Raw genomic sequence first — 20965 nt, forward strand, 5'->3', positions numbered from 1 at the left:
GATGGTCGCATCGATACTCGGTGGAACGCTCCTGCTCGCGGGCATTCCGAAGCTCCGCGATCGGGACGGGCTTCTGACCGTGGTGAAGGGATACCGGCTGCTGCCGGACCGGATGGAACGTGTGGTGGCGGGTTCGCTGCCGCTCGTCGAGGTTCTGGTGGGAACCGCATTGATCCTCGGGATCGCCGGTGTGTGGGCGGCCTCGGGCGCCGCACTGCTGTTCGCCGCCTTCACGTTCGGGCTGACCGTGAACCTGGCTCGTGGCCGGCGTGACCTCGACTGCGGATGCTTCGCGTTCTCCGCCCACGAAGTGCCACGCATCGGGTGGTTCCACGCGGCCCGCGCGGCATCGTTCGCCGTCACCGCACTCGTCCTCGCGGCGACCCACCCGTCGGGGATCGCTCCGCTCGAACAGCTCATCGGTGCGTCGGCCGGCTTGCTGATCGTGCTCGCCGTGGTCGCGGTCGTGCAGATCCGATCGGTCGTGCACTTCGGCCGCCGTCCCGTCGACGACTACCTGACCTCCGCCTCGATCAGATTGCGCGCAGTGAGCACCGAGTCGAAGTACGGCTCGTAATCCCCTCTCCGCCGACCCTTTTGCACAGATAGGACTGATTTCGATGACAACATTTCTCCTGGTGGCCGTCGTGGTGCTCACCGTGGCGGTCGCACTGCTGTTCCTCATGACCCTGGCGCTGGCCCGTGAGATCGGTCGTGTTCAGGTGCGCCTCGGGCCGCTGGGCGCGCGGATGATGGACACCGGCCCGAAGGTCGATCAGGCCGGCCCCTCGTTCGCCGGACTGGTCGATCACGTCGGGCGGTCGGTGCGCGTCGGAGGTCACCGCGACAAGGCGCAGCTGCTCATGTTCACCGCTCCCAGCTGCAGCACCTGCAAGAGCCTGCTTCCCGGTCTGCGTGCAATGGCCCGCGCGGAAACGGATCTCGACGTCGTCATCGTGTCCGACGGCACCCCCGAGGAACACCGGGAGTTCCTGGCCGGCAGCAACATCGGCGACGAACTGAGCTACGTCGACGCTCGCGACGTCGGAATCGCCTACCAGGTGGGCACCACACCGTACGGGGTGATCCTCGACGAGCACGGCAAGATCCGCGGTAAGGGCCTGTGCAACCACATGGCCCAGGTCGAGAGTCTGCTCAACGCTCTCGAGTCCGGCACTCCGTCCCTCCAGCACCTGCATGCGCAGGCGAAGTCTGCCTGACCCGTCCCGAGAGAGAGAAGGAGCCAAGCCATGGAAGAACACAACATGACCGAGAACCGATATCCGGTCGATGAGGAAACCGTCCGCGCACAAGCGGACTGGATGGCAGGCAAGGGCGGATCATTCGTCAGCCGCACGGGACGCAAACTGTCCGAGAGCACCTCTCGCCGTTCGATGCTCAGCAAGATCGGCCGATGGACGATGGGCGTGTCCGGTGTCGCGCTGATCAGCTCGCTGCCGGTCACCCGCAGCGCAATGGCACAGGACCTGCCGCCGGAGCCTGCGACGCCCGAGGTACCGGATCCGCAGTTCATCACGTTCGACGGCAAGGATCCGGCCGAGTGTGAGTACTGGCGCTGGTGCAACATGGACGGCACCTCGTGTGCGGCCTGCAATGGCGGCGGCGTGACGACATGTGCTCCCGGCAGCCGTCCGGGCGCCGAGTTCTGGGTGGGTTGCTGCACCAACCCGGATACCGGAAAGACCTACCTGATCGCCTATTACGACTGCTGTGGCGCACCGTCGTGCTCCAACGCTTTCTGCGGCGAACCCGACATGCAGGCCATCATGTACAACCCCGTCTCCGGCAGCTACGACCAGGAGATCATCTGGTGCGTCTCGGACGAGTCCCAGGCGTACACGTGCACGATGGCGCCCATCATCGGCGAGGACTGCCAGACCCGCCCCGCAGCTCGTCCGAAGGTCGGTGCCGGAGCATGACATCTCGATCCAGCAAGCGCTTTCCCCGTACCGCCGCGATCGCCGTTCCGCTCGCCGCCGCGATCGTTCTCACCGGATGCAGTTCGGACGACGAGAGTCCGGCCGCCGGCGAGGTCACCTATCCGACCGTGCCTTTCACGACACCCGGTGAGGGCATCGGTCTCGGTAGCGAGGACCAGGAAATCGGTTCGACCTTCCCGGAACCGGTACACGTCGCCGAGATCGAGCCGATCAAGTCGACGGAATTGCTCGCCGTAGCAGGCGGTTTCGGCAATCTCGAGCTCGGTGTCAACACCCTCGACCCTGTGACCGGCGTGGCAGGAAACCGCTTCGTCGTGGGCCCGGGCATTTGGGATCCGGTGATCCACGGCTTCGTCGGCGAGACTTCCGCCGACCCTGCCGTTCTCGCGGCCGAGGTGTGGCGTCCCCGCGGGTCACGCGGTGCCGCGGACTTCACCGTCAGCACCTACTCGGGCAACCTGCTCGAGCCCTCGGAGGTCGTCCTCCCCGACTACGCGCGTGTCCACTCGCGGCCGGGATCCAATGCGGTGACCTCGGACGGCAAGTACTTCGTGACCTGGGACGACGGCCTGTACGGCGTGCGGGTCGTCGACCTCGAGGCGAAGAAGGAGAGCGGGGCACTCCAGATCATCGGCTGCGGGCCGTTCACCTGGCTGGTCGGGCACGAGCTCTACAGCGTCTGCGAGGACACCCGGGAGTTGATCCAGATCTCGATCGACGATGCGGGTGTTCCCACCGAGACCGCGCGGGCCAAGGTCCTCCCCGACGATTTCGTCAGCAATCGCACAGTCACCTGGGCCGACGAGAGTGACCAGGCGCTGCTGGTGGGTGCGAACGGCGACGTGTACGTCCTCGATTTCTCGAACGGCCTCCCGTCGGAAGCGGTGACACCGATCGGAAATGCCGGCCAGGACTCCGGCCGGTTCGCGGGCAACGCCATCAACAACACCGGCACCCGGATCGCGATCGAGTACACCGACTCGGTGGTCCACCCCCACTCCGCTCGCGGTGGCGACGTGGTGAAGATCGACCTGTTCGACGCGGCCACGTTCGCACCCGTGAAGACCCTCGATCTGGCGGCGCTCGGGCTCACCGGCATCTCCAGCATGGCCTTCTCGGTCGACGGTGAGACGCTGTACGTCGTCGGCGACGGGCCCGAGGTGGAAGGCGAATCGGCACAGACGATCGTCGGAATCTCCGCCGAGACCGGCGACAAGGTCAGTTCGGTGGAAATCACCGGGACCGTCGACGACGTGAGCAATCTCTTGACCCCACAGGTGCTGGAATGATTCGTTCGGGCCCGACCCTCGACCGCCGCGGTTTCCTCCGCGTCGGCTCCCTCGGAGCCGGCGCGGTGGGACTCGGAGTACTGGGTCTCGGTGCAGCATCCTGCAGTTCGGGCTCGGCGGCGGACCCCGCTACCCCGCTGGACTACATCACCGCTACCGATCCCGAGATCGCGGCTGCGGAGCAGGCGCGCGGGTGGAACGGACGCGAAGTCACTGCCGCTCTGACGGCAGCGGTGGCCACCGTCGACCTCGGCGGACGACTCGTCGACACGTGGTCGTACGGCGGTCGTGCGGTGGCTCCCGAACTGCGGGCGAGCGTGCGCGACAAGATGCTGGTGTCCGTACGCAACGAACTCCCGACGGATACCACGGTTCACTGGCACGGCATCCGGATCCGCAACGACATGGACGGAGCAGCACCGGCAACTCAGGATCCGATCGGACAGGGCGGCGACTTCCTCTACGACTTCGTCGTTCCCGACCCGGGCACCCACTGGTATCACTCACACAGTGGGCTGCAGGCCGACCGCGGCCTTTTCGGGGCACTCGTGGTGGAGGATCCGAACGACACCTCCGGCGCCGACGTCGACGTCACGCTGGTCCTCGACGACTGGGTCGACGGCCTCGGGACGACACCCGAGGCAGTCCTGGCGGCCCTCAATCCCGCGATTTCGGGAGGCCACGGCGGGCACGGCGGGCACGGCGGCGGCGCACCGGCCGAACCCACTCCGGAGGAATCGTCGGTCGCGCAGGCACTGGTGAACGGGGGGCACGGGTCGTCCGTTCCTCTCGGGGGCATGACCCAGCACATCGGGTACCCGCTGCACCTGATCAACGGGCGGCCGCCAAACGACCCCGAGGTCGTCACGGCGGCACCTGGTAGCCGCGTGCGGCTGCGGATCGTCAACGCTGCCGCGGAGACGCCGTACCGGTTCGCGGTCGCGGGCCACGAACTCACTGTCATCGCAGCCGACGGGTTCGACGTCACCCCGGCGACCACCGACACGCTGATCATCGGGATGGCGCAACGCTACGACGTTCTCGTCACGCTGAAGTCGGGCGCATGGCCGGTGGTCGCGAAGGTCGAAGGGCGAGACGGATACGCGTCGACGGTGCTGCGCTCGACCGACGCCGCACCCCTGTCCGCCCCCGACGTCGGAGGCGTCCTGCCGGAACTCGGAGGGCGATTGCTCGCCGAGAGCGAATTGCGTCCGGCGGAGTCCGTCCGCTTGGAGACCCGTTCCCCGGACCGGGATTACCGAGTGGAACTGATCCAGGCCGGCGACCGCTACGTGTGGGGCATGGCCGGGGCCGACGCCGGGAAACTCGTGATGCGCCAGGGTGAACGGATCCGCATCACGATGGCGAACACCAGCACGATGTGGCATCCGATGCACACACACGGGCACACGTTCGCAGTACCGGACTACGGCGGACTCCGGCGCGACACCGTGAACGTGCTACCCGGCACCGAACTCGCGATCGAGTTCGACGCCGACAACCCTGGTGAGTGGATGTTCCACTGCCACAATGCCTATCACTTCGAGGCAGGGATGACCGCGAACCTGCGGTACATCCGATGAGAGGACAGCTGTGAAGAAACTGACAATGCTTGCCGTGGCGCTCGCCACCTCCGCCGCCCTGACCGCGTGCGGTTCGGAGGACACGTCCGACGAACCCGCCGTGGTCATCGACGTGGCGAACATGGCCTATTCGCCCGCTTCCGTCACGATCGAGGCGGGACAGACCGTGCAGTGGCGTTTCGACGACAACGGTCTCCCCCACGACGTCGCGGGTGACGGTCCGCTCGAAGGCCTGCTGCAGAGCGAGTTGCTCACCGAGGGCACCTACGAGTACACCTTCGACGACCCCGGCACGTACACCTACCACTGCACGCCCCACGCGTCGATGGTCGGCACCGTCATCGTCGAGTAGTGGAGCATTCGGTAATGCTGCGCCGCAGCCGAATCGGCAGCTGGGCGATCACAGGCGGGATCGCCGCGGCGACGCTGACCGGATGTGCCGGCGCGGACGTTCCCGATGCCGTGATCGAGATCAGCAACGTCCAGTTCAGTCCGATGGACGCCACCGTCGAGGTCGGCGACACCGTCGAATGGCGGTTCGACGACGGTGGTCTCCTGCACCACGTGGAATCACCCGGTGAGTTCGACAGCGGGATCACCGGCGAAGGCACCTTTTCGTACACGTTCGACCGTCCCGGCACCTACACCTATACCTGCTCGATCCACCCGTACATGACCGGAACGGTCACCGTCCGCTGAGAAACGAGCGGGACTTCTTACACAGCAACGACTCTGGAGGTTACCGATGACCACCGTCCTCACCCACGAACCGATCGCAACCGACTTACCCGACATCCGCCCGACGCTCTCGGGCGCCGTATCCACCACGGCACGACTCGGGCTGGCTGCCGGTGCTGCAGTAGCCGGCGCGGGCGTCGCGACGCTCGCCGCACCGACGACGGCGACGGCTCTGACCGCGGCCGTGGTCGGCGCCGGGCTCGTCACCTCACTCGCCGCGAACTGGTCCACCTGCGGAATGTCCGTGGCCGGCGTCGTCGCGGCCCCGAAGCAGCCCGGCCGCAAGGGAGCATCGACCCCGCTCCGACGACTGGGCTGGCACGCGCTCGGATCGGTGAGCACCGGTGCTGTCACCGGCGCCGTCCTCGGTGCACTCGGTTCGGTCACCGCCGCGAGCCTGTCGCCGTTGTGGCTGCTGTTCGGATGGGCCGTATTCGCCCTCGCCTACGGCCTCCACGAGATCGGCGTCTTGTCGATGCCCGCTCCCATGCGACGGCAGCAGTTGCCCCGGCACCTGCGGCGGACGATGGCGCCGTGGAAGGTGTCGTTGCTGTTCGGCGCGATCATCGGTCCCGGATTCCTCATCTTCATCCGGTCCAGCGCGTATTACCTGCTGGTGCTCGGCGTGCTCGCCGTCGGATCTCCCGCGCTCGGCGCCGCGATGTTCACAGTCGTTTCTCTCGGCCGGTGCATGCCGAGTGTCGCTGCGATCGCCCACACCCGCCGCGGTGGCTCGATGCCGGGCTTCCTGTCGGTGATGTGCGTCGTCGACCGCCGTGTGCAGGCCGTCACCGGTGCAGCCCTCGTCGGGCTTGCCGCATTCGCGGTCTTCTCGCTGATCTGACACGGGCGGCGATCCGACGCGATCCTCCCCCGACGCGTGTGCCCCGGTCCGGAGCGGACCGGGGCACACGCGTTTCGAGCCCGAGGGATCAGAGACCGAATCGGACGCCCGTGATGCACTCGGACAGCTCCCACAACCGGCGTGCCGTCTCGGGGTCGCGTGCCCGCGCGGAGCACCCGGCGCTGTGCGGCGATCCGTACAGTTCGAGGAATCCGTCGGGGCCGATGTAACCGCCCCGCAACCCCGGCTCGGTGGCGGCGCAGAGCACGGATTCGGCACCCCGTTCCGGGGTGCGCTGCAGAATCTTCTTGCCGAATCCGAAGAGCCGGTCGAACCAGGTACCGGTGTGGCTGCCCACGTTGGTGGCCGCATAGCCCGGGTGCGCGGCGAGCGACCGTACCGGAGACCCTGTCGCATCGAGTCGTCGCGCCAGTTCGAAACTGAACATCAGGTTCGCGAGCTTCGACTGGGCGTAGGCGGCCGCGCGGTTGTAGCGGCGGCGCTCCCAGTTCGGATCGTCGAGATCGATGCGTCCGAAGCGATGTGCGGCGCTCGAGACGGTCACGACCCGATCGGTGACGCGGTCGAGGAGCAGACCCGTCAGTGCGAAATGCCCGAAGTAGTTCGTCCCCATCTGCATCTCGAACCCGTCGGCGGTCCGCTGCAACGGCACGGCCATCACGCCGGCATTGTTGATCAGCACGTCGATAGTCTCGTGGGTCGCTCGCAGACCCGATGCGAACTCCCGCACCGACGCCAGATCCGACAGATCCAACCGGTGCACCGACGCCGTCGGCCCGATCTTCTCCGCGACCAGTTTGCCCTTGTCGACGTTGCGGCACGCCAGGACGACGTGCGCCCCGGCAGCACCCAGCGCCAAGGCGGTCGATTCCCCCACCCCGCCGGTCGGACCGGTCACCACGAAGGTGCGGCCGGCCGGCGAGAGGGACGGCTCAGGCGCCAATCGAGTTCTTCATCATGGGGAGCATCGCCCAGAGTTCGTCCTGCCAGTAGCCCCACGAGTGGGTACCGGCGACCGGGAACGAGAAGTAGGCGGTGTCGATGCCGAGCGTGGCGAGCCGCACCTGGAAGGCACGGTTCTGGACCCGAGCAAGGGACTCGAGGCCCATCGCGTTGGCGGTGTTGAAGACGCCGATCGCCGAGTCGGGGCGGTCGTGCTGGCCGGGCAACCCGCTCGATGCCGCGATCCACATGGGCAGTCCCCGCAGGTTCGGCGCGGCGACGAACGGATCGTGCCGCAGCCACGCGGCGTCCCACGGCGGACCCCACATCGCGTCGGAGTTGAAGCCGCCGGAGTCGAGCATCGCGACCCGGATCGCTTCGCGCATACCGGGCGCCGACAGGTTCAGATAACCGGACATGGACCCGGCGAAGGTGAACTGGTCGCGGTGGTAGGCGGCGAGGATCAGCGCCGCGTTGCCGCCCATCGACAAACCGACGACGGCGTTGCTGTTGCGGCTGATGCCGTATACGGCCGCGAGATGATCGGGCAGGTTCCGGGTGAGGAACGATTCCCACTTGTACGTGTACGGCTGGGCGTTGAAGTTGCTCGGGGCGTACCAGTCCGCATAGAAGCTCGACTGCCCGCCGACCGGCATGATCACGTTGACGCCGTGGTCGGAGAGCCAGGCGGCATTGGTTTCATGCTCCCAGCCGCTGACGTCGTTGGTGGCACGCAGGCCGTCGAGCAGGTAGACGGCCTTGTTGCTGCCGTTGTTCGCGCGCCAGATGCGGACCTTGATCTGGCCGACACCGCCGGGCGCTGCAACCCAGTCTTCGTGGAAGCGCGAATACGGGTCGGCGGATGCGGTGCCTGCGCTCACCCCGGTGAAGACGAGGGCGAGCGGGAGAACCACGGCCACGAGGAGACGGACGAGAGTACGACCTGGTCGCCGTCTCGCAGTTCCGGACGAGTTCGTCACACCAAGATCCCCCTTGCACATTAGTAACAACTGTCACTTCCGCCTCAGGCTAAATTGCGGGCGGAAGCCCGTTGAAGGCTTACACACAATCGTTATCCTGCAAAGCGGAAGCGTTATCCCGGCGACGCGGAACTTTGCCCGAGAGCACCACCGGCTACCGTGGAAGTCGTGCCCGACGTGCCCCTTCCCGTCCGCGACGGCCTGAACCCGTCTCGCCTCCGGCTCCCGGAAAACGGCAGGTGGACGACGGTCGCGGAGTACCTCCTCGAACGATTCCCGGACGATGCCCGTCGCGTCTCCGAGAAGATCCGTGCGGGCGAGGTCGTCGGCGGAGACGGCGTCGCAGTCACCGTCGACACCCCGTACCGCGCGCGCTCGTTCGTGTATCTCTACCGTGATCCGCCGATAGAAGCGCGGGTTCCGTTCGATATCGAGATCCTCTACCGCGACGACACGTTGCTCGTCGTCGACAAGCCCCACTTCCTGGCGACCACTCCTCGCGGATCGTGGATCACCGAGACCGCTTTGGTCCGGCTTCGCCGGGAACTCGATCTGCCCGAACTCTCACCCGTCCACCGCCTCGACCGGCTGACCGCGGGCGTCCTCCTCTTCACCGTCCGCCGGGAGGCTCGCCGGACGTATCAGATGATGTTCGATCAGCGTCTCGTCGAGAAGGAGTACGAGGCGATCGCACCGCGATCCTCACGACTCGAGTTTCCGCGGGAGGTGGCGAGCCGCATCCTCAAGGAGCCCGGCGTCCTCCAGGCACGGGAGGTGCCCGGGCCGGTCAATGCGGTGACGCAGATCGGACTCCTCGACACCGACGGGGACATCGCTCGCTACCGGCTTCGGCCCCGGACAGGAAAAACGCACCAGCTTCGGGTGCACATGAACTCGTCGGGCATCCCGATTCTGGGCGACAACCTCTATCCCGAGGTGTACGAGGTTGCGCCACAGGACTATTCGAATCCGTTGCAACTTCTCGCCACCGCGATCGAATTCGACGACCCCGTCACGGGCCACCGGACACGCTTCGCGAGCCGCCGAAACCTGTCAGCATGGAGGCACAACACACCAGGACCCCGTTGACGGTACGGGTTCACGTCTTGGAGGATCCCATGGACATCGGCTCCGTTTCGCGTACCTACGACGGCCGCGTCGCCCTGCGATTCCAGTGTGGCTTCCCATATTCACCCGACGAGGTGTGGACGGTGCTCACCGATCCCGAGCGCCTCCGGTACTGGTTCCCGGCCTGCGTCGTCGAGCTCGCCCCCGGTACACCTCTCGAGTTCGGTTCCTCCGATGACCAGGACGGGCGCCCGGGAGTGCCCGCCGGCCACGCCACCACCGGCAGCGTTCTCGTGGTCCGACGGGGCCATGTCCTGGAGTACCTGTGGGACTCCGAGATACTCCATTGGGAGATCACCCCGGACGGCTCCGGTGGGTGCTGGCTGACCCTCACCCACACCACGGACGACGAAGACGACGCCCTCGCGCACGGCGCGGGATGGCACGCCGGCTTCGAGGTGATAGAAGCCCAGCTCGAGGGCCGGCCGATCGACTGGTCACCTCGCGACCGGGTGGCCGAACTGGCCGAGCACTACCGTCGGCCGTCCGCCTGACCGGCCGTCACGGTGCCGTCTTCCTCCGCACCGCGCTCCGACACTCGGTCGACGATTTCGGTGGCAAACGATCCGATCGCGTCCCAGTCGCGGAAGTCACCGGCCCGGACACCGCACATGCGCGCCATCGCACGCTCACCGGCCCCGAGCCTGGACGGATCGAGCTTGCCCGTCAGCAACCGGTGTCCCCGGGCACCTGTGCGGTTCTCCACGGACGCGACCCCGTACGAGTTGTGCGCCGCGCGAATGCCCTTGGTGACCGGGACGGACGAGAACAGGAAGACGTCCCGGCGACGCAACGACTCCTCGTGCGCGCGCACGAACGCCCGTGCGGCGCGCAGCCACCGGAACCGATACACCGCGCTTCCGACCACGACGGCGTTGTACTCGTCGACGCTTCCCACCTGTTCGGGCGGCACCACATCCACTTGCGCACCGCGGTGCCGCATCGCGGCCGCCAGCGCCGTGGCGATCTCCGCCGTGGAGCCGTGTTTGCTCGCCGCCGCCACCAGAATCCTCATGCCCATCCTCCGCTACTCGCGAGTACGAACCATGATCACGTGACATATTTCGCTCGGCCAGGGCCGAAGGACCCTTCGAAAGCTCATTTCACGTCACACCTGCCCGCGATTTGCGACATACCGGACAGGTGGTGGCAAGGTGGGATGCGGGTACCCACCGAAGACCCGAACAGCAACAGGAGTCCATCGATGCCCCAACGCTCCGCCGTGTCCTCGGCCACGGAAACCGAACGGAAGTACACCGCCGCCGACTCCGGGTCGCTGCCCGACCTGGCGGGACTTCCTCGAGTCGCCGGGATCGACGTCGACACGGTGGAACTGTCCGCGCAGTACTACGACACAGCGGACCTGCGACTGCTGCAATCGAAGATCACCCTCCGGCGTCGCGAGGGCGGAGACGATGCCGGCTGGCACGTCAAACTCCCCGGCGGCGTCGACACCCGCACCGAACTGCACTTTCCGCTCGACGGTGCCGGAGCGTCGTCGGACGAGCCCCCCGCCGAATTGATGAACCTTCTGCTCGGAGTGCGACGGGGAATGCCGGTTTCCCTGGCGGCGCTTCTGACGACCTCGCGGCATCGCCACCGACTCCAGGGCAGCGACGGCACCTTGCTCGCCGAGGTCGTCGAGGACGACGTCGTGGCGGTGCGCGGCAGCGACGGTGCCGAAGTGAACTGGCGTGAGATCGAAGTGGAAATCGCTCCTTCTGCGGGCAGCCACGACATGGCAACTCTTTTCGAAGCCATCGAGCAGCGCCTCGCGGCCGGGGGGATCAGCCGGTCGTTCAGCCCGTCGAAGGTCCACCGCGTACTCGGCGATCTTCTTCCGGCCGCACCCGAACTCGCCGAGGGTGCCCGTTACCTGCGCGACTATCTCGTGCACGAACTCCACACGCTCGACCTGTCCGACATCGCCGTGCGCCGGAACGAACCCGACGCCGTCCACAGCATGCGCAAGGCGTCGCGGCGCATCCGGAGCGCCGTCCAGACCTATGCCGCCGATTTCGGCCTCGACGAGGCACTCGTCGACGAACTCCGCTGGTTCGGCCGGCGGCTCAGCCCGTCGCGCGACCTCGAAGTTCAATGGGAACGCCTGGCCGAGCGCGTGAGCGAGATCCCGGTCGATCCCTACCGCGAAGCCACGAAAACACGTATCGACGAATACTTTTCGGCCAAGAGCGAGACTGCCCGCATAGAAGCGCTCGCAGCGCTCGATTCGCAGCGGTATCTCTCGCTGCTGCATTCCCTCGACACGCTCGTCGACGAGTTGGGGAAAACCCTTCCGGCACGGCGGCGCAAGTCGGAACTGAATCCGGAGAAACTGGCACAGAGCGTCGCGGCGGTCGCGAAGAACGTCGACAAACGTGTTGCCCGGGTACTGAAGGCAGACGATCCACACGAACGTGACGAACGGATGCATCGTGCTCGGAAGGGCGCAAAGCGGATGCGGTACGCCATCGAAGTGATCGCACCTCTGCATCCGAAACGCACGACACGAATCCTCGCGAGATTCGACGACTTCCAGGACATGCTGGGCGAGTTCCAGGATTCGGTCGTCTCGCGAGAACACCTGCTGGACATACTGTCCGAACAGGGTCACGCCGCCGAGTCCAGCTTCGGCCTCGGAATCCTCTACCGTCTCGAGGGCGAAATCGGCCGACAGCAGGCCGCGCACCTCGAGCCCGCATGGAAAAAGGCCCTCCGATCGGCCGAGAAGCTCTGGGCATGAGAAGGTCCTCCGGCCCTGGTCCGGCACCCGGGCAGCGGACATGATGGAGGACAGGCGACACAGGAGGTAGCCAGATGGGCGTCCCCGGCACGATGCGGGCGTGGCGTGTCGAGTCTCCGGCTCCGATCGCGGCGCACCCCCTGAAACCCGTGCGCATTCCGATACCCGAACCGCAACCGGGCGAACTGCTCGTGCGCGTCCTCTCGTGCGGCGTGTGCCGAACCGACCTGCACGTCGCCGAAGGTGACCTTCCCGTCCACCGCCCCGGCGTCGTACCGGGGCACGAAATCGTGGGCGAGATCGTCGGCGGCGACCTAAGCGACCACCACATCGGAGACCGGGTGGGGATTCCGTGGTTGCGCAGCACCTGCGGACGCTGCCGTTACTGCGTCCGCGGAGACGAGAACCTGTGTCCTCGTTCGACCTACACCGGCTGGGATGCCGACGGGGGTTTCGCCGAATACGCCACCGTGCTGCGCGACTACGCACTCGCCCTGCCCGAGGGCTACACCGACGCGGAACTCGCTCCCCTCTTGTGCGCGGGCATCATCGGGTACCGCGCGTTGCAGCGCGCAGCCGTTCCCGAATCGGGGGTGCTCGGGGTCTACGGTTTCGGCGGCAGCGCCCACCTGGCCTCCCAGGTCGCGATAGCGCGCGGCGCGCGCGTGCACGTGATGACGCGCGGCGCTGACGCCAAGGCTCTGGCGCTCGAACTCGGAGCCGCCTCTGCCCAGGGTGCCTACGACAGCCCGCCCGAACCACTCGATTCGGCGATCCTGTTCGCGCCCGTGGGCGAGATGGTGCCGCTGGCCCTGTCCGCACTCGATTCCGGGGGAACCCTCGCGATCGCCGGGATTCATCTGAGCGACGTTCCCCCACTGAAGTATCAGCAACATCTGTTCAGAGAAAGGCAGATTCGCAGTGTCACCGCGAACACCCGGTCCGATGCGCGGGCATTCCTCGAGTTCGCCGGAGAACACAGAATGCACGTGACCACGACGCCCTACCCGCTCGAACACGCAGACCGTGCCCTCGCCGATCTGGAGGCGGGCCGATTCGCCGGAGCCGCGGTCATCGTGGCGTAGCGTGAGCCCGTAGTCGATCAAGGGTGCGGTCCGGCCGGACACGGCACCGCCCGGTCGTCACACGCACAAGAAGAACGAACAAGGAGACATCGATGAGCACACCGAGCAACCGCAACGCCGTCGTCGCAGGCGTCGACGGTTCCGAAACCTCGGCGGCAGCCGCCCGGTGGGCAGGCGCTCTCGCCGCACGTCTCGAGGCACCACTGCATCTGGTGCACTCGCTGCCCAGCGAGGGCATCTTCTACAGCGAGGCCGCAGTCCTGATCCAGTCGCAGATGTTCGAGCAGCTCAAGAGCGACGGTGAGACGCTCCTACGCGATCTCACCGCCAAGGTGCGTGCCGACCAGCCCGATCTCGAGATCAAGAGCTTCATCGGTCCCGGACCCGCCGCCACGTCGCTGCTCGAAGCAGCCGACGACGCGCGCATCGTGGTGCTCGGTGCCACCGGCGCCGGTGCCATCGAGAACTTCCTGCTCGGCTCAACCGTGCTGCGCGTCGCGAACAACGCGCCGTGCCCGGTCGTGGTGTGGCGCGGCGACACCGCCAACCCGCTGCCGGACGACCGTCCCATCGTCGTCGGTGTCGACGGAAGCGAATTGTCTTCCGCTGCTGTTCGTTACGCGTTCCAGGTTGCCTCGTTCCTCGGTGCGCCGGTCATGGCAGTGCACTCCTGGATCGGCGACGCCGCCCTCGGTGTGGGCGCCACTGCCGCGCTCGTCGACTGGGATGCCGTCGCCGAATCCGAGTCGGCTGTACTCGCCGAGGCCCTCGCGGGCCTGCAGGAGGAGTACCCCGACGTCGAGGTCCGGCGCGTGCTCGACCGCGGTCCTGCGGCACGGGTGCTGCTCAAGCATCTCGGCGACGCCCAGCTCGCCGTCGTCGGCAGCCACGGCCGCGGTCAGTTCCGGGCCGCGCTGCTCGGTTCGACGAGCCAGAACCTGCTCCACAAGGCTCCGTGCCCGGTGCTCATCGCCCGTAAGGCCTGATTCCCCGCCCCGACGCGGAGCCGCTCTTGTTCGTGCGGCTCCGCGTCGTCGCTTGTCGAGGGCACCCGCCGGCCCGGCTCACCAGGGCGCGAGGCCGAGTTCCCTCTCCGACCACGCGTCGTCGACGGCGCCGGGACCGGTCGTGTCGACCACGACCGCGGCGGGCCACTCGTCCCGGCGATCGAGTTGCGCGGCGAGCACGGCGGGCGTCGCGTCGGACGGGTCGTCGTCGCGTTCCGCGCGGGCGCGAATGCGGTCTACCAGCACCGCCGTATCCGCACGGCATTCGATTTCGACGACCTCGGCAGCTGCCGCGACCGCCACCTCCCGGGCGCGGACGCGTTGCACCTCCGACAGCCATGTCGCGTCCAGGACAACCGAGCGTCCGTGGGCGAGTTCGGCCGACGCCCTCGCCATCATCTCCTCGTAGGTCGCGTCGGTGTGCACAGACGAATACAGTCCGCTGTCGACGTCGTCGCCGGTGCGGTCCGTGGGGCCGATGCCCGCGAGTTCTTTGCGGATGACGTCACTGCGCAGCACCGATGCACCCAGATACCCACCGATCGTCCGGGAGAGCGTGGACTTGCCGGTGCCCGCGACACCGCCCACCAGCACGAGTCGCACCCGCGCGCGTTCGAGATGACGTTCGACCTGCGCCAAGAACTCCATCGCAACCGCGCCGGACGCCTCGTCGCCCTGCTCGTGCCGAAGCGCGGTCACCTTGGCGCGCACCAGCGCGCGGTAGGCGATGTAGTGGTGCACCAGCGAGCGTGGGGGCTCGTCACCGGTGGCGACCGCGTAGGAGTGCAACAGTTTCCGGGCGGCACCCTCGGCGCCGGCTCTTTCAAGATCCATTGCGAGAAAAGCGATGTCGAGAAGACCGTCGCCGTACCGGAGCTCGTCGTCGAATTCCAGGCAATCGATGATGCGGGGCCCGTCGTCGAGGCAGAAGATGTCGTCCGCCAGAAGATCCCCGTGGCCGTCGACCGCGCGTCCCGCCTCGATCCTCGCGGCGAACAGCGGGGCCCGCCCCTCGATGTAGCGGGTCGCGGCGGTCCGGATACGCACGACGGCAGATGCAGCCCGTATGCCCACCGGCAATCGTTCGAGGTGGTCGAGGCTCAGAGCCCACAGGTTCGAGAGGAAGTCCGCGGACGCACACCTGTCGATGGCCGCATCGCGGGGCGACGACGCGTGCAGTCGTGCCACCTGCCGGGCGACGGAGTCGAGGATCGGATCGATCTCGTCCCCGCGCCGGGCAAGCATCGCAAGCCGGCGGTCGTCGGGTAGCCGCACCATCTCGACGAGGTGTTCGCATACCTGCCCGTCGGGTCCGTGCACATCGGCGACGCCCAGATACACGTCGGGTGCCATCCGCCGGTTGAGGTCCACCTCGCGATGACACGCGCGCTCGCGCGCTGCCCGCGTCCGGTTGTCGAGGAAGCCCAGATCGAGCGGCTTCTTCATCTTGTGTACGCGATCGCCGACGAGAAAGAGCACCGACGTGTGGGTCTCCCGCACCGCGGCGTATCCGGCACCGTCGACTTCGGCCGAACCTGGCACAGCCACTCTCCCGTCCGCACGGTTCCGGATCCCCGCGCCCCTTCACAGTCTGGTCCCGACCGCCGCACGGTACACCTGTTCGTACCGGGTTTCTCCCGCAGATGCGCCGAGTAAACCCGCCTCGCCGGGGTACTTTTCAGATCGGAGGACCGAACGAACGGGGCGACATGAGGGACGACGGGAAAAGCGGCGCGCACACACCGGCACGTCCGACGGTGGTGGTTGCGGCGACGACCACCCCGATCGAGCAGAGACTCATCGCGGACTGGCTCCGGTCCGATCGTGTGCCCGCCGAATACCGTGCGGCCGCGCCCCCCGAGTCGCTCGACCTCGATTCGCGGATTCTCGCGACCGACCTGCTCTGCCGCACCGACGACCCGCTCGTACTGCCGGTCCGGGTGGTCTGGCTACCCGCCGAACGCGGCGGCGCGCGCCGCGTCCGATTCTCCGACGTCCTCGCACTCACAAATCCCCGGAATCCGAACCGGGTGATCCAGAAATGGCTCGTGGGGAGAGGCGCCGACCGATACCGGATCGTAGTGGCGCGGCCCGCGTCACTGAACGAACTGCGTGACCAGTTCGCTGCGGAGCACGGGTCCGACGCGGCCGAGGCAGCGAATCTGGCCCGCTACATCACGCGACGGGCGGTGGTGGCGCTCGAACGTGCCGAGCGCGCCGTGATCGGCGACCGCTACAAGGTGCCGAGACTCGTCGCCGAGCAGATCATGGATTCGTCGGCGTTCCGGCGCCGGCTCGACTCCCTCGCCTCCGACCTGGGCCTGTCCCGCAGCGAAGTGGACACACGCGCACGCACTGCGCTCGGCGAACTCGTAGCGGTGCAGTCGCGTCTGGTCAGCGACCTGTTCACCCAGGCGATGCGACCGCTGCACACATCCGCCTGGACGGTGCATGCCGACGAATCCGGATTGCGTGCCCTGCGGGGACTCAACCGGACACGCCCCCTGGTGTTCCTCCCGTCGCACCGCTCGTACGCCGACGCCCTCGTGCTCGGCAACATCCTCGCCGCCAACGAGTTCCCCCGCAATCATCTGATGGGCGGAGCGAACCTGACGTTCTGGCCGATCGGCCCGATGGCGCGCCGCACCGGAACGGTGTTCATCCGCCGCAGTTTTCACGACGACGTGGTCTACAAGGCCGCACTCGAAGAGTACTTCGCGTTTCTCCTCGGCAAACGGTTCAACCTCGAGTGGTACTTCGAGGGCGGACGCACGCGTACCGGGAAGCTGCGGCCACCGCGGTACGGGCTGCTCAACTACGTCGCCAACGCGATCCGCGGCGGGCGGGTCGAGGACGCGATGCTGGTGCCCGTCTCCATCACCTACGAGGCACTGGCGGAGGTGGCTGCGGTCGCCGCCGAGCAGACCGGGAGCGCGAAGAAACCCGAGGGACTGACGTGGCTGTTCGGGTACATGCGCAATCAGCAGCGCAGCGCCGGCAACGTGTACGTGCGATTCGGTGATCCGCTCTCGATGCGTTCGCGACTCGCGGCGAGCGGTGACCCCGATCTGTCCGGCGAACCCCCCGCCGACGACACCGAACGGTCCGACCGCCGCCGCAAAGCACTCCAGAAGGTCGCGTTCGAAATCGCCGTCGGAATCAACAACGAAACACCGGTGACGGTGAACTCCCTCGTCACACTCGCCCTGCTCGGTGTTCGCGACCGTTCGCTCACCCTCGAGGAGGTGCGCGCGGTGATCGCGCCGGTGCGGCACTATCTCGACCGGCGTCGTATCCCCCACGGAGAATTGAGGATTCTCGACATCGAGGGAGGACTCGACAAGGTGCTCGCGTCCCTCACCGACGCGGGGGTGGTGACCACCTACGCCGGTGGCGAGGAACCGGTGTATTCGATCCATCGCGGCCAGCACCTCGTCGCCGCGTTCTACCGCAACAGCGGCGTCCACTGGTTCGTCAACCGGTCCATCCTCGAACTCGCGGTGCTCTACGCGCACGACAGCCCGGGAGAAGGCGACCCCGTGCGCGTCGCGTGGGAGGAGGCCAAGCGGCTCCGGGATCTGCTGAAGTTCGAGTTCTTCTTCCCCGACCGGGACACCTTCGAAGCGCAGATGCGCGAGGAACTCGAACTCCTCGTACCCGAGTGGGGCGATTCGCTGCCCACCAAGGAACAAGCACTCACCGGGCTCGTCGAAACCGGCTTCTTCATGTCGCATCGAACGTTGCGTTCCTTCTTCGACGCGCAACTCGTCGTCGCCGAGAGACTCACGAAACGGGACCCGTCGCTGGAGATCGCGGAGGGTCCTTTCCTCGACGAGTGCGTGTCGGTGGGCCAGCAAATGCTGTTGCAGGGCAGGTTGCACGGTCCCGAATCGGTGTCGTCGGAGTTGTTCGCCTCCGCACTGGCTCTGGCGCGTAACCGCGGACTGCTCGACCGCGACGAGTCCGCGTACGAGAAAAGACGTACATTTGCGGCGCAACTGCTGGCAGTGGGTGAACGGATCGCGCTCGCCGAATCGCTCGACGTGTCGAACAGGAAGGCGCAACGGTGAACATCGAGACGGCACTCGAACGGGTACGCACCGGGCCGCAGGGCCCGGAGACCGCGGCGTTCTTCGACTTCGACGGCACGATCGTGCACGGATTCTCCGGTCTCCATTTCTTTCGTGACCGTCTCCTCTCCGGCAACGTCGGCGCAACCGAACTCGCGGCGGCCATGCTCAACGGCATGCGCGGTACGGAAACCGAGGACGACTTCGATCGGTTCGCCGCCACCGTCTTCAAGGCGTGGCGCGGCCACTCCGAACAAGAGTTGTACGACCTGGGCAACCGTCTGTTCATGTCCACCATCGCCGGCCACCTCTATCCCGAGGCGTGGCAACTCGTCGGGGCACACCAGAACGCCGGCCACACCGTGGTGATCGCGTCGTCGGCGTCCCGGTACCAGATCCAGGCGTGCAGCGACGCGCTCGGAGTGGACCACGTGCTGTACACCCCGCTCGAGGTCCGGGACGGTGTCCTCACCGGCCGTGTCGACGGCAGGTCGCTGTGGCGCAGCGGGAAGGCGCGGGCCGCCCGCGCTTTCATGGACACACACGGTATCGACAGCGACACGAGTTACTCGTACTCCAACGGTGGTGAGGACGCCGGTTTCCTCGCGGAGACGGCGAATCCCACGGCGACGAATCCCGATCGCACACTGCAGCGCATCGCGCTCGAAAAAGGCTGGCCCATATTGCGTTTCCGCCCTCGTGGCACTCCGGGGGCGAAGGAGCTCGTCCGCACCGCCGCGGCATACGGCGGGCTGATCGGCTCGGTATGGACCGGGCTCGGGCTCGGACTGCTCAACGGGAGCAGGAAGGTCGCGCTCGAATCCATCCTGAACCTCGGCCCGGAAGTGTCGCTCGCACTCGCCGGAATCGATGTGCGGGTCGTCGGACAGGCGAATGCGTGGGCAACCCGTCCGGCGGTCTTCATCTTCAACCATCAGAGCCAACTCGATCCGATGATCCTCGCGAAGGTGCTGCGCAAGGACTTCACCGGCGTCGCGAAGCAGGAGATCGCGCACGACCCGCTCTTCGGCCCCCTCCTGCGCTTCGGCGGCGTCACGTTCGTGGACCGGGGCAACACCGAGCGAGCCGTCGCCGCGCTCGGCCCGGTTGTCGAGACATTGCGCGAAGGAACCTCGGTGGTCATCGCGCCCGAGGGCACCCGTTCGCTGACCCCGGCGATCGGCGGTTTCAAGAAGGGAGCGTTCCGCATCGCGATCGAGGCCGGAGTCCCGATCGTTCCCATCGTGATCCGCAATTCCGGAGAGATGCTGTGGAAGCACTCCACACTCCTGCGGTCGGGCACCGTCGACGTCGCAGTGCTCGATCCGATCGACGTCGGAGACTGGTCCCCCGACGACCTCGGTGACCACATCGCCGAGGTCGAAGACCTCTACCGTCACACGCTCGGCCGCTGGCCGGTCGCTCCATGACCGACGACGAGAACCACGGCGACCGACCACCCGAGGACGCGGCAGACCACGAGAAGACCGACGGGACCGGCCACACGGGGGCGTTGACCCCGAACCGTCGCAGGAAGCTCAAGTGGATCGTCGGCGTGCTCCTCGTGGTGGTGCTCACCGTCGAGGTGATCCTGATCTGGCCGGAGTTGTCGAGCAGCGTCCGCGATCTCGGCGATCTGAAGTGGTTGTGGGTCGCGGCCGCGATCGTCGCCTCCATGGCGGAGATGTCGAGTTTTGCGCGCGTACAGCGGGCCCTGCTGTCCGCTGCCGGGGTGAAGGTGACCCAGCGCCAGTCGCTCTCGGTTGCCCTGGCGGCGAATTCGATGAGCGTGACACTCCCCGGCGGACCGGTGGTGGCGACCACGTTCACTTACCGCCGGATGCGCGTGTGGGGCGCCCCGCCGGTGGTCGCGACATGGCAGCTCGTCATGGCAGGTGTGTTGCAGGCAGCAGGTCTCGCACTGCTCGGACTCATCGGCGCCCTGCTGGTCGGAGCGACCAGCAATCCGTTCTCCTTGATCTTCTCCATCGGCGCACTCGTCCTGATCGTCGTGCTGATCCAGTACGCGGCCAGCAACCCCGGCTCACTCGACTCCATCGGCCTGATCGTGTTGCACAGCGTCAACCGGATGCGCAAGAAGCCGGAGCAGACCGGGGCCGGCGCGTGGAAGAAGATCGTGGACCAGATCGGCGCCGTCCAGCTCGACCGGCCTCACGCCGCGCGCGCCTTCGGCTGGTCGTTGTTCAACTGGTTGTGCGACGGAGCGTGCCTTATGTTCGCCGCATACGCGGTCGGGGGACACCCGAGCATCGCCGGGATCGCGGTGGCGTACGCGGCGGGTACCGCCGCGAGCCGGGCGATACCCCTGCTGCCCGCGGGTCTGGGTGTGATGGATGCGGTACTCGTACCCGCCCTGACGGCCAGTGGCATGAGCGGGGCGGAGGCGTTGTCCGCAGTCGTCGTCTACCGGCTGATCAGTTTCGTGCTCGTCGCTGTGGTGGGCTGGGTCGTGTTCGCTCTCCGCTACCGCGGTGCGTCCACCGACGACTCCGAGCCACCGCCGGACCTGCATCTCTGGCGCGACGAGTAGCTACTGCCGAGCGCGCTCGCCGG

20 protein-coding genes are annotated in these 20965 nt (G+C 67.1%); 16 read left to right on the top strand and 4 right to left on the bottom strand.

Annotated elements, in window-relative coordinates; all coding sequences use genetic code 11:
- Nucleotide 1: 1 nt before the first annotated feature.
- Genes RDCOP1_RS14700 through RDCOP1_RS14735 form a run of 8 tightly spaced genes read left to right on the top strand, consistent with a single transcriptional unit; the run spans nt 2 to nt 6415 of the window.
- Nucleotides 2-577, top strand: a complete 576-nt coding sequence (locus tag RDCOP1_RS14700; RefSeq protein WP_231923000.1) for a MauE/DoxX family redox-associated membrane protein — start codon at nt 2-4, stop codon at nt 575-577.
- A 43-nt stretch (nt 578-620) separates the two neighbouring features.
- A complete protein-coding gene (locus RDCOP1_RS14705) occupies nt 621-1220 on the top strand; it encodes a redoxin domain-containing protein (protein WP_072701809.1) in 600 nt (199 codons plus the stop codon).
- Between the two features lie 30 nt (nt 1221-1250).
- Nucleotides 1251-1940, top strand: coding sequence for a methylamine dehydrogenase light chain (locus RDCOP1_RS14710; protein ID WP_174555819.1), 690 nt, complete (start codon nt 1251-1253; stop codon nt 1938-1940).
- Nucleotides 1937-3250 (top strand): hypothetical protein, encoded by a 1314-nt coding sequence (locus RDCOP1_RS14715; protein WP_072701811.1) that lies wholly within the window; start codon nt 1937-1939, stop codon nt 3248-3250. Before RDCOP1_RS14710 ends, RDCOP1_RS14715 begins: the two co-directional genes overlap by 4 nt.
- Nucleotides 3247-4833: a multicopper oxidase family protein gene (locus tag RDCOP1_RS14720; protein ID WP_072701812.1), complete on the top strand. Its 1587-nt coding sequence runs from the start codon at nt 3247-3249 to the stop codon at nt 4831-4833. The genes RDCOP1_RS14715 and RDCOP1_RS14720 overlap by 4 nt, the downstream gene beginning before the upstream one ends.
- A 25-nt stretch (nt 4834-4858) precedes the next feature.
- Nucleotides 4859-5185, top strand: a complete 327-nt coding sequence (locus RDCOP1_RS14725) for a cupredoxin domain-containing protein (protein ID WP_111731667.1) — start codon at nt 4859-4861, stop codon at nt 5183-5185.
- A gap of 14 nt (nt 5186-5199) precedes the next feature.
- Entirely contained in the window at nt 5200-5532 is a 333-nt protein-coding gene (locus RDCOP1_RS14730) for a cupredoxin domain-containing protein (RefSeq protein ID WP_072702035.1), read from the top strand.
- Nucleotides 5533-5578: 46 nt separating this feature from the next.
- Nucleotides 5579-6415 carry a methylamine utilization protein gene (locus RDCOP1_RS14735; RefSeq protein WP_072701816.1) on the top strand — a complete coding sequence of 279 codons (837 nt, stop codon included), beginning with the start codon at nt 5579-5581 and terminating at the stop codon, nt 6413-6415.
- Between the two features lie 88 nt (nt 6416-6503).
- Here the strand turns inward: RDCOP1_RS14735 and RDCOP1_RS14740 are convergent, their stop codons facing one another.
- Both RDCOP1_RS14740 and RDCOP1_RS14745 read right to left on the bottom strand, forming a co-directional pair.
- Nucleotides 6504-7379: an oxidoreductase gene (locus RDCOP1_RS14740; RefSeq protein ID WP_072701818.1), complete on the bottom strand. Its 876-nt coding sequence runs from the start codon at nt 7377-7379 to the stop codon at nt 6504-6506.
- Nucleotides 7369-8379 (bottom strand): alpha/beta hydrolase, encoded by a 1011-nt coding sequence (locus RDCOP1_RS14745; RefSeq protein ID WP_084722630.1) that lies wholly within the window; start codon nt 8377-8379, stop codon nt 7369-7371. The genes RDCOP1_RS14740 and RDCOP1_RS14745 overlap by 11 nt, the downstream gene beginning before the upstream one ends.
- A gap of 147 nt (nt 8380-8526) precedes the next feature.
- Between RDCOP1_RS14745 and RDCOP1_RS14750 the strand changes: the two genes are divergently transcribed.
- Nucleotides 8527-9447, top strand: coding sequence for a pseudouridine synthase (locus tag RDCOP1_RS14750; RefSeq protein ID WP_072702036.1), 921 nt, complete (start codon nt 8527-8529; stop codon nt 9445-9447).
- A 29-nt stretch (nt 9448-9476) separates the two neighbouring features.
- Complete coding sequence (locus RDCOP1_RS14755) at nt 9477-9980, top strand: SRPBCC domain-containing protein (protein ID WP_072701822.1); 504 nt, start codon at nt 9477-9479, stop codon at nt 9978-9980.
- Here RDCOP1_RS14755 and RDCOP1_RS14760 read toward each other — a convergent pair.
- Nucleotides 9959-10501, bottom strand: a complete 543-nt coding sequence (locus RDCOP1_RS14760; protein ID WP_072702038.1) for a flavodoxin domain-containing protein — start codon at nt 10499-10501, stop codon at nt 9959-9961. The genes RDCOP1_RS14755 and RDCOP1_RS14760 overlap by 22 nt on opposite strands.
- A gap of 189 nt (nt 10502-10690) precedes the next feature.
- On the opposite strand from RDCOP1_RS14760, the gene RDCOP1_RS14765 reads away from it, so the two are divergent.
- From RDCOP1_RS14765 to RDCOP1_RS14775, 3 genes are all read left to right on the top strand, one after another.
- Nucleotides 10691-12229: a CYTH and CHAD domain-containing protein gene (locus tag RDCOP1_RS14765; protein ID WP_072701824.1), complete on the top strand. Its 1539-nt coding sequence runs from the start codon at nt 10691-10693 to the stop codon at nt 12227-12229.
- Nucleotides 12230-12321: 92 nt separating this feature from the next.
- Entirely contained in the window at nt 12322-13314 is a 993-nt protein-coding gene (locus RDCOP1_RS14770; RefSeq protein ID WP_197713492.1) for a zinc-binding alcohol dehydrogenase family protein, read from the top strand.
- A 92-nt stretch (nt 13315-13406) separates the two neighbouring features.
- Nucleotides 13407-14300 (top strand): universal stress protein, encoded by an 894-nt coding sequence (locus tag RDCOP1_RS14775; protein ID WP_072701828.1) that lies wholly within the window; start codon nt 13407-13409, stop codon nt 14298-14300.
- Between the two features lie 78 nt (nt 14301-14378).
- On the opposite strand, the gene RDCOP1_RS14780 is transcribed toward RDCOP1_RS14775, so the two are convergent.
- The gene (locus RDCOP1_RS14780) at nt 14379-15869 is read right to left on the bottom strand and encodes a bifunctional aminoglycoside phosphotransferase/ATP-binding protein (RefSeq protein ID WP_231923002.1); all 1491 of its coding nucleotides are present in this window, start codon (nt 15867-15869) and stop codon (nt 14379-14381) included.
- Nucleotides 15870-16030: 161 nt separating this feature from the next.
- Between RDCOP1_RS14780 and RDCOP1_RS14785 the strand changes: the two genes are divergently transcribed.
- The 3 genes from RDCOP1_RS14785 to RDCOP1_RS14795 are packed head-to-tail and all read left to right on the top strand — an operon-like array spanning nt 16031 to nt 20942.
- Nucleotides 16031-18391, top strand: a complete 2361-nt coding sequence (locus tag RDCOP1_RS14785; protein ID WP_072701830.1) for a glycerol-3-phosphate 1-O-acyltransferase — start codon at nt 16031-16033, stop codon at nt 18389-18391.
- Entirely contained in the window at nt 18388-19821 is a 1434-nt protein-coding gene (locus tag RDCOP1_RS14790) for an HAD-IB family hydrolase (RefSeq protein WP_072701832.1), read from the top strand. The genes RDCOP1_RS14785 and RDCOP1_RS14790 overlap by 4 nt, the downstream gene beginning before the upstream one ends.
- The gene (locus tag RDCOP1_RS14795; protein WP_084722631.1) at nt 19818-20942 is read left to right on the top strand and encodes a lysylphosphatidylglycerol synthase transmembrane domain-containing protein; all 1125 of its coding nucleotides are present in this window, start codon (nt 19818-19820) and stop codon (nt 20940-20942) included. Before RDCOP1_RS14790 ends, RDCOP1_RS14795 begins: the two co-directional genes overlap by 4 nt.
- The last annotated feature ends 23 nt before the right edge of the window (nt 20943-20965 follow it).

Origin of the sequence: Rhodococcus coprophilus NBRC 100603 (assembly GCF_001895045.1) — a bacterium.
GTDB classification, from domain to species: domain Bacteria; phylum Actinomycetota; class Actinomycetes; order Mycobacteriales; family Mycobacteriaceae; genus Rhodococcus; species Rhodococcus coprophilus.

What these genes read in the sequence shown, in the direction of transcription:
- RDCOP1_RS14700 (WP_231923000.1), top strand. Translation starts at nt 2, where the DNA reads ATGGTCGCATCGATACTCGGTGGAACGCTCCTGCTCGCGGGCATTCCG.
- RDCOP1_RS14705 (WP_072701809.1), top strand. Translation starts at nt 621, where the DNA reads ATGACAACATTTCTCCTGGTGGCCGTCGTGGTGCTCACCGTGGCGGTC.
- RDCOP1_RS14710 (WP_174555819.1), top strand. Translation starts at nt 1,251, where the DNA reads ATGGAAGAACACAACATGACCGAGAACCGATATCCGGTCGATGAGGAA.
- RDCOP1_RS14715 (WP_072701811.1), top strand. Translation starts at nt 1,937, where the DNA reads ATGACATCTCGATCCAGCAAGCGCTTTCCCCGTACCGCCGCGATCGCC.
- RDCOP1_RS14720 (WP_072701812.1), top strand. Translation starts at nt 3,247, where the DNA reads ATGATTCGTTCGGGCCCGACCCTCGACCGCCGCGGTTTCCTCCGCGTC.
- RDCOP1_RS14725 (WP_111731667.1), top strand. Translation starts at nt 4,859, where the DNA reads ATGCTTGCCGTGGCGCTCGCCACCTCCGCCGCCCTGACCGCGTGCGGT.
- RDCOP1_RS14730 (WP_072702035.1), top strand. Translation starts at nt 5,200, where the DNA reads ATGCTGCGCCGCAGCCGAATCGGCAGCTGGGCGATCACAGGCGGGATC.
- RDCOP1_RS14735 (WP_072701816.1), top strand. Translation starts at nt 5,579, where the DNA reads ATGACCACCGTCCTCACCCACGAACCGATCGCAACCGACTTACCCGAC.
- RDCOP1_RS14745 (WP_084722630.1), bottom strand. Translation starts at nt 8,379, where the DNA reads ATGTGCAAGGGGGATCTTGGTGTGACGAACTCGTCCGGAACTGCGAGA.
- RDCOP1_RS14755 (WP_072701822.1), top strand. Translation starts at nt 9,477, where the DNA reads ATGGACATCGGCTCCGTTTCGCGTACCTACGACGGCCGCGTCGCCCTG.
- RDCOP1_RS14760 (WP_072702038.1), bottom strand. Translation starts at nt 10,501, where the DNA reads ATGAGGATTCTGGTGGCGGCGGCGAGCAAACACGGCTCCACGGCGGAG.
- RDCOP1_RS14765 (WP_072701824.1), top strand. Translation starts at nt 10,691, where the DNA reads ATGCCCCAACGCTCCGCCGTGTCCTCGGCCACGGAAACCGAACGGAAG.
- RDCOP1_RS14770 (WP_197713492.1), top strand. Translation starts at nt 12,322, where the DNA reads ATGCGGGCGTGGCGTGTCGAGTCTCCGGCTCCGATCGCGGCGCACCCC.
- RDCOP1_RS14775 (WP_072701828.1), top strand. Translation starts at nt 13,407, where the DNA reads ATGAGCACACCGAGCAACCGCAACGCCGTCGTCGCAGGCGTCGACGGT.
- RDCOP1_RS14785 (WP_072701830.1), top strand. Translation starts at nt 16,031, where the DNA reads ATGAGGGACGACGGGAAAAGCGGCGCGCACACACCGGCACGTCCGACG.
- RDCOP1_RS14795 (WP_084722631.1), top strand. Translation starts at nt 19,818, where the DNA reads ATGACCGACGACGAGAACCACGGCGACCGACCACCCGAGGACGCGGCA.